This is a genomic window from Janthinobacterium sp. ROICE36 (assembly GCF_002869965.1).
Taxonomy (GTDB): Bacteria; Pseudomonadota; Gammaproteobacteria; order Burkholderiales; family Burkholderiaceae_D; genus Janthinobacterium.
This window is the reverse complement of the sequence record NZ_PEBS01000015.1, coordinates 88,808-95,056: the sequence shown is the minus strand read 5'-3', so window position 1 is coordinate 95,056 and position 6,249 is coordinate 88,808. Positions and strand designations below refer to the sequence as shown.

Below are 6,249 nucleotides of genomic sequence, written 5' to 3'. Positions count from 1 at the left end.
AGTTCTACTTCCGCACGACGGACGTGACTGGTTCGATCGAGTTGCCAGCAGACAAAGAAATGGTCATGCCAGGCGATAACGTGTCGATCACCGTCAAGCTGATCAACCCGATCGCGATGGAAGAAGGTCTGCGCTTCGCTATCCGCGAAGGCGGTCGTACCGTCGGCGCTGGTGTTGTTGCAAAAATCCTGGCTTAATTCTTAAGCCTGCATAAAAGAAGATGCGTCGTCGCCCGGCGCTCTTCTTTTTATTCAACTGCCGGGGTTGGCAAGCATTTTTGGTGCTATCATGTCGACCCTGACGGTTGTTGCGTCAGAAATTCCAGTATGACCTCATTGCCGTGCAGACCGCGCGGTTCGTTCTTTTAAGGAAATATCATGTCGGCACCAAACCAAAAAATCCGTATTCGCCTGAAGGCTTTCGATTACAAACTGATCGACCAGTCCGCTCTGGAAATCGTTGAAACCGCGAAGCGCACCGGCGCTGTCGTCAAAGGCCCAGTACCACTGCCTACCCGTATTCAACGTTTCGATGTGCTGCGTTCCCCGCACGTCAACAAAACTTCGCGCGATCAGTTCGAGATCCGTACGCACCAACGCCTGATGGACATCGTTGACCCAACGGACAAAACCGTTGACGCGCTGATGAAGCTGGACCTGCCAGCTGGTGTTGATGTTGAAATCAAACTGCAATAAGAGTTTCAAGGGCAGCTGACAACACGGTAGCATCAGGTGTTGACGGCTGTTCCAGGCTGGCGGGGTGTCCCGCTGCCTGATGATGGGGCCGGGCCTGCTCACAATCGTGAGTGCGCCCGGCCCCATTGCTATTGGTGCATGGCTAACATGGGCGGCTTCGCCGTCCGCGTGCAAAATCGCTTTACAGTGCCGCGGCCGGTCGATAAAGTTGCAGCATGCTTAATGCCCTCGATACTCACCTGTTAAATGCCGCGCCCCGTAGCCGCTTGCGCGGTATGTCACGCTTCCTGACTGAATTCCTGTATTTCGGCATCAAGGAGGCGAGGTCCTGCCTGTTCGTGGGGCTGTTTTTTTCTGCCGTGTTCCTGGTGCCACGCGCCGGCCTGTTTGGCCTGCCGCGCTATGACGTGCTGCTGCTGGTAGCGCTGGCGATCCAGGGCGCGATGGTCTGGAGCGGACTGGAAACGTGGGATGAGTTGAAAGCCATCTGCCTGTTTCATGCGGTCGGCTTCGCGCTGGAGGTGTTCAAGGTATCGGGGACGATCCAGTCTTGGAGCTATCCCGACTTCGCCTACAGCAAGGTGCTTGGCGTCCCCCTTTTTTCCGGCTTCATGTACGCAGCCGTCGGCAGCTACATCATCCAGACCTGGCGCCTGCTCGATATGCGGATACGTCACCATCCGCCGTACTGGATGGCGGTACTGATCGCGCTGCTAATCTACGCCAACTTCTTCACCCATCACTACATCGGCGACTATCGCTGGTATCTGGCCGCCTGCGCGCTGGGCTTGTACGCCCGCACCAGCGTGGTGTTTCGCCCGCTCGACCGCGACCGCAGCATGCCGCTGCTGGTCGGTTTCGTGCTGGTCGGCTTTTTTATCTGGCTGGCCGAAAACATCAGCACCTTCTGGGGCGTGTGGCGCTACCCGAACCAGCTTGGCGCCTGGTCGGTGGTGCATGTCAGCAAATGGAGCTCATGGTCGCTGCTGGTGGTGATGACGTTCACCATCGTGGCCCACCTCAAGCACATCAAGGCCAGCATCCACGTCGCCCAGCCTTAGGCTGGGTCCAGGAAAAGCCTCATTGCAGGCTGGCTGCCACCACGTCAAAGCGCGCACCCAGCGCGGCTTGCGGGCCACCCTGCAGTTGTTTGGCGTACTGGCGCAGCATTTCTGCCGAATACGTGCGCGAGGCTGGCGACAGCTTCGGCAGCAGCGGCAGCACCCGTTCCAGATAAGCCGTGCCTTCCTGCCACTTGCCTTGCGCCGCCAGCGCCGACGCCAGTTCGACCATGCGGCGGCCGACGCGCGCATCGCTGCGTGGCTGCGCCGTTTCTTCCGTGGCCAGGGCTTGCCGGTACAGTTGCTCCGCTTCGGCATTCTTGCCCTGCAAGCGCTTGATGCGGCCCAGGTTGTACTGGCGCTGGGAGAGGATGTCTGCGCTGGCCCCGGCCTGCTCGGCGCTGCGTAGCGCCTGTACGCAAGCCAGTTCTGCTTCGCCAAACTGGCCTTTGAGTTCGGCCGCGTTGCAGGCGTCGTGTTGTGCGTTAGAGGTGGTGAGCGTCGCTGGCGCCGCGCAGGCGGCCAGCAGGCTGACAGCGCATAGCAGGCTGATGGTATGGGTCTTCATAGTCTCCTCGTACGGGTGTTGGACACGGTGTATCAGTGGAGTCATGCTGTGACAAATATACTATAATTTTTTTTGCATGGGCGGCTTTTCGCCAGCGCACGGCCAGGCGCGCGATTGACGCCGCTTGCCCGCTTCAGGGATACTCCGGGCTTGTCCTTTAATGCGTGCCGCCGCCATGTCCAAGACTGTCCTGATCGTAGAAGATGAACAGGCGATAGCCGACAGCATCGCCTATGCCCTGCGCACGGACGGCTTTACGCCGCGCCATGTGATGCTGGGCGAACAAGCCCTGGCCGCCTTGCGTCCCACTCCCGGCAACACCGCGCCATTGCCCGTGCTGGTGGTGCTCGACGTGGGCTTGCCCGACATGAGCGGGCTGGAAGTGTGCCGCCGGCTGCGCCAGTTTTCCGAGGTGCCGGTGATCTTTCTGACGGCCCGCAGCGATGAAATCGACCGTATCGTCGGCCTGGAAATCGGTGCCGATGATTACGTCACCAAGCCGTTTTCGCCGCGCGAACTGGTGGCGCGCATCCGCGTCATCCTGCGCCGTGCGGGTACCGCCCAAGTCCCCCGCGAGACTGGCATGACGATAGCCGCTAACGTCGCGGCGACCGCGCCGGCGCCGGCGCGCTTCGAGTTGCGCGCGCTCGAGGCGCGCGTGCTGTTTCATGGCCAGCCGCTGGACCTGACCCGCTACGAGTATCTGCTGTTGAAGGCCTTGATCGAGCATCCCGGCCACGTGCTGTCGCGTGCGCAGCTGATGCAGCGCGTGTGGAGCGCAGCGCCCGACACGCTCGACCGTACCGTCGATGCGCACGTCAAATCGCTGCGCGCCAAGCTGCGTGCCGTCGATGCGCAGGCCGACCCGATCCACACCCACCGTGGCCTCGGCTACAGTCTGGCCGGCGCATGAAGATCGGCCTGCGCATTTTGCTGGGCTACTTCCTGATCGTGGGCCTGGCCGCGTGGTTTCTGCTGAATGTCTTCATGGAGCAGGTCAAGCCGGGCGTGCGCTCGACCCTGGAAGATACTTTGGTCGATACCTCGCAACTGCTGGCCAGCCTCGTCGCGCCCGACCTGAAGGCGGGCACGCTGGCGCAGTCGCCCGTGGCCGAGCGCATGCAGGACTATGCGCGCCATGGCGTGGACGTCCATATCAATGGCGTGCGCAAGCGCACGCTCGATTACCGTATCACCATCACGGACCGGCACGGCATCGTGCTGTTCGATTCCAGCGGCCGCGACGTGGGGCGCGACTATTCGCGCTGGAATGACGTGTATCTGACCTTGCAGGGCAAGTATGGCGCGCGCAGCACGCGCAGCCGGCCCGACGACGAAATGTCGACGGTGATGCACGTGGCTGCGCCGATCCGCGACGGCAATGAGGTCATCGGCGTGCTGACGGTGGCCAAGCCGAATGCCAGCGTGCAAGCCTTTGTTGAGCGCAGCCAGCGCAAGATCTTGCAGCGTGGCGCCGTGCTGTTGCTGCTATCGCTACTGATCGGCCTGGCGTTCGCCTGGTGGTTGCACCATGCGCTGGGCAAGCTGATGCATTACATCGGCGATGTGGAAGCAGGGCGCAAGGTGGCGCTGCCGGTGCTGGGCAAGAACGAGATTGGCACCTTGGGGCGGGCGCTGGAGGCGATGCGCACGCGCCTGGAAGGCAAGGAATATGTGGAGCAACTGATGCACACACTGGCGCATGAGTTGAAAAGCCCGATTGCCGCCATCCAGGCGTCGGCCGAACTGCTGCAGGAAGACATGTCGCCGGCCGAACGGCGCCAGTTTCTTGCCAGTATCCTGGAGCAGAATGCGCGCCAGCGGCAACTGATCGACAAGCTGCTGGCTCTGGTGCGCGTGGAAAAGCAGCAGCGCCTGGAGCATCCCGAGCGCATCGCGCTGGTGCCATTGCTGGCGCAAGTGGCGCAGGATGGTGCGGCCACGCTGGCGGCGCGCGGCGTGCGCCTGCAACTGCAAGTCGACGAGATGAGCGTGGCGGGCGACACCCTGCTGCTGCGCCAGGCGCTGGGCAACCTGCTCGACAACGCGGCCGGCTTTGCGCCGCCAGGCAGTAGCATCGACTTGACGGCGCGGCGCCAGGGCAGCCAGGTGGAAATTACCGTGCGCGACCGGGGCGAGGGCATCCCCGCGTATGCGCTGGAACGTATCTTCGAGCGCTTTTATTCCTTGCCGCGCCCCAGCGCCGGCAAGAGCACAGGGCTGGGCCTGCCCTTCGTGCGCGAGGTCGCTTCGCTGCATGGTGGCACGGTCGAGGTGTTCAATCATGCGGATGGTGGCGCCTGCGCGCGCCTGTGTCTGCCGCTGGCTTAATCCACTTTATTTGCCGGCTTCACACAGACTGCATCGTCAGCGCATACAGTTTTTTTACACTGGCCGCCTTACTTCAAGGATGCGCCATGCAAAAAACTTTACTCGTCAAAGCGTTGATCGTGTTCGGCCTGATGCTGCTGATTGGCCTGCCTTTGCTGATGATTCAGGAAACCATCAAGGAGCGGATGGAATTCCGCCAGGAAGCCGTCGACAGCATCGCCGCCGATTCGGTGCGCGAACAAACCATTATCGGTCCCATCCTGGTGATTCCCTACACAGAGCAGTATGAAGAGCGCGTGGAGGTGGCCAAGGGCGATGACAGGGACGCGAAAGCGCCTGTGCGCACGGAGTTGCTGCGCCGCACGGTGCCGCGCCGCCTGCTCGTGTATCCGAACGAGCTGCAGATCAATGGCAACATCGAGACGGACCGCCGCTACCGCGGCATCCACCAAGTGCTGGTGTACAGCGGCCAGCACGCCTTCAAGGGCGACTTCACGGTGCCGGCCAGCAACCAGCTGCCACGCAAGTCGCCCGACTCACGCGTGACTCTGGGCACGCCTTTCGTGGCCCTGTCCATCGAGGACGTGCGGGGCATCCGCAATATCCCGAAAATCGACTGGGGCGGCCAGAAGATCGAGTTCGAACAGGGCACCGACTTGTTTGCCTTCCGCAGCGGCCTGCACGCGCCGCTGGGCGCCATGCCGCTGGCGCAAGCGCAACAGGTGAAATTCAGCTTTGACGTGGGGCTGGATGGCATCGAACGCCAGCATTTCGTGCCGGTGGCCAAGAACAGCCAGATCAGCATCAAGTCGAACTGGCCCCATCCGCAGTTTGGCGGGCGCTTCCTGCCATCGCCGAAACACCGCCAGATCAACGCCGATGGCTTTCAGGTCGAGTGGAGCATCTCCTCGCTGGCCACGAATGCACAAACGCAGCTGAACACGATCGAGGGGGAATTCAAGGTGCCCGACAGTGCGCCGCTGGGCCAGGTGGACCGCTTCAGCGTGGGCTTCATCGAACCGGTGAACGTGTATTCGCAATCGGATCGCGCCACCAAGTATGGCTTGCTGTTCGTGGCACTGACCTTTGCCGCCTTCTTCATCTTTGAAATCCTGAAGAGCCTGCCGATCCACCCGGTGCAGTACTTGCTGGTGGGCTTGTCGCTGGTGATCTTCTTCCTGCTGCTGGTGGGCCTGGCCGAGCACATCGCCTTCCTCGCTGCCTATCTGATCGCCAGCGCCGCCTGCATCGCCCTGACCAGCTTTTATCTGATGCACGTGCTGCACAACGCCAGGCGCGGCATCGGCTTCGGCGTGGCGCTGACGCTGCTGTATGGCGCCCTGTATGGACTGCTCAGCTCGGAAAACAATGCGCTGGTGATGGGCAGCATCCTGCTGTTCGCCGTGCTGGCCGCCATCATGGTGGCGACGCGTAAAGTCGACTGGTATCAGGTGCGCAGTGGCGCAGTGGCACCCGCTGCAGAGCCGCATGAATAGGCGATGTATGCTACATTAGCCGACCTTTGCAGCGCCCCCGGCAACTGTCGCAGGGGCGTCGCGCAACACTTTGACATACCTCGTGTTAACTTGTTGCG

The 6,249-nt window shown here is 61.7% G+C and carries 6 protein-coding genes and 1 pseudogene; 6 read left to right on the top strand and 1 reads right to left on the bottom strand.

What is annotated here, in order from left to right; genetic code table 11:
* From CSZ94_RS08910 to CSZ94_RS08900, 3 genes and pseudogenes are all read left to right on the top strand, one after another.
* Window positions 1–197: pseudogene (locus CSZ94_RS08910) on the top strand (elongation factor Tu); the annotation flags it as partial.
* 180 nt (window positions 198–377) lie between these two features.
* Window positions 378–695 carry a 30S ribosomal protein S10 gene (gene rpsJ / locus CSZ94_RS08905; RefSeq protein ID WP_010394389.1) on the top strand — a complete coding sequence of 106 codons (318 nt, stop codon included), beginning with the start codon at window positions 378–380 and terminating at the stop codon, window positions 693–695.
* A gap of 215 nt (window positions 696–910) precedes the next feature.
* Window positions 911–1,756, top strand: a complete 846-nt coding sequence (locus tag CSZ94_RS08900; protein WP_102121158.1) for a DUF817 domain-containing protein — start codon at window positions 911–913, stop codon at window positions 1,754–1,756.
* Between the two features lie 19 nt (window positions 1,757–1,775).
* Here the strand turns inward: CSZ94_RS08900 and CSZ94_RS08895 are convergent, their stop codons facing one another.
* A complete protein-coding gene (locus CSZ94_RS08895; RefSeq protein ID WP_180977408.1) occupies window positions 1,776–2,324 on the bottom strand; it encodes a tetratricopeptide repeat protein in 549 nt (182 codons plus the stop codon).
* Window positions 2,325–2,499: 175 nt separating this feature from the next.
* On the opposite strand from CSZ94_RS08895, the gene creB reads away from it, so the two are divergent.
* From creB to creD, 3 genes are all read left to right on the top strand, one after another.
* Window positions 2,500–3,237: a two-component system response regulator CreB gene (gene creB, locus CSZ94_RS08890; protein WP_102121162.1), complete on the top strand. Its 738-nt coding sequence runs from the start codon at window positions 2,500–2,502 to the stop codon at window positions 3,235–3,237.
* Window positions 3,234–4,655, top strand: a complete 1,422-nt coding sequence (gene creC, locus CSZ94_RS08885; RefSeq protein WP_102121156.1) for a two-component system sensor histidine kinase CreC — start codon at window positions 3,234–3,236, stop codon at window positions 4,653–4,655. The genes creB and creC overlap by 4 nt, the downstream gene beginning before the upstream one ends.
* Window positions 4,656–4,741: 86 nt before the next feature.
* Window positions 4,742–6,151, top strand: a complete 1,410-nt coding sequence (gene creD / locus CSZ94_RS08880) for a cell envelope integrity protein CreD (RefSeq protein ID WP_102121155.1) — start codon at window positions 4,742–4,744, stop codon at window positions 6,149–6,151.
* Window positions 6,152–6,249: the final 98 nt, after the last annotated feature.

Bases quoted from the DNA above. Each gene is read 5' to 3' on its own strand.
- CSZ94_RS08900 (WP_102121158.1), top strand. From the start codon at position 911: ATGCTTAATGCCCTCGATACTCACCTGTTAAATGCCGCGCCCCGTAGC.
- creD (WP_102121155.1), top strand. From the start codon at position 4,742: ATGCAAAAAACTTTACTCGTCAAAGCGTTGATCGTGTTCGGCCTGATG.
- rpsJ (WP_010394389.1), top strand. From the start codon at position 378: ATGTCGGCACCAAACCAAAAAATCCGTATTCGCCTGAAGGCTTTCGAT.
- creB (WP_102121162.1), top strand. From the start codon at position 2,500: ATGTCCAAGACTGTCCTGATCGTAGAAGATGAACAGGCGATAGCCGAC.
- CSZ94_RS08895 (WP_180977408.1), bottom strand. From the start codon at position 2,324: ATGAAGACCCATACCATCAGCCTGCTATGCGCTGTCAGCCTGCTGGCC.
- creC (WP_102121156.1), top strand. From the start codon at position 3,234: ATGAAGATCGGCCTGCGCATTTTGCTGGGCTACTTCCTGATCGTGGGC.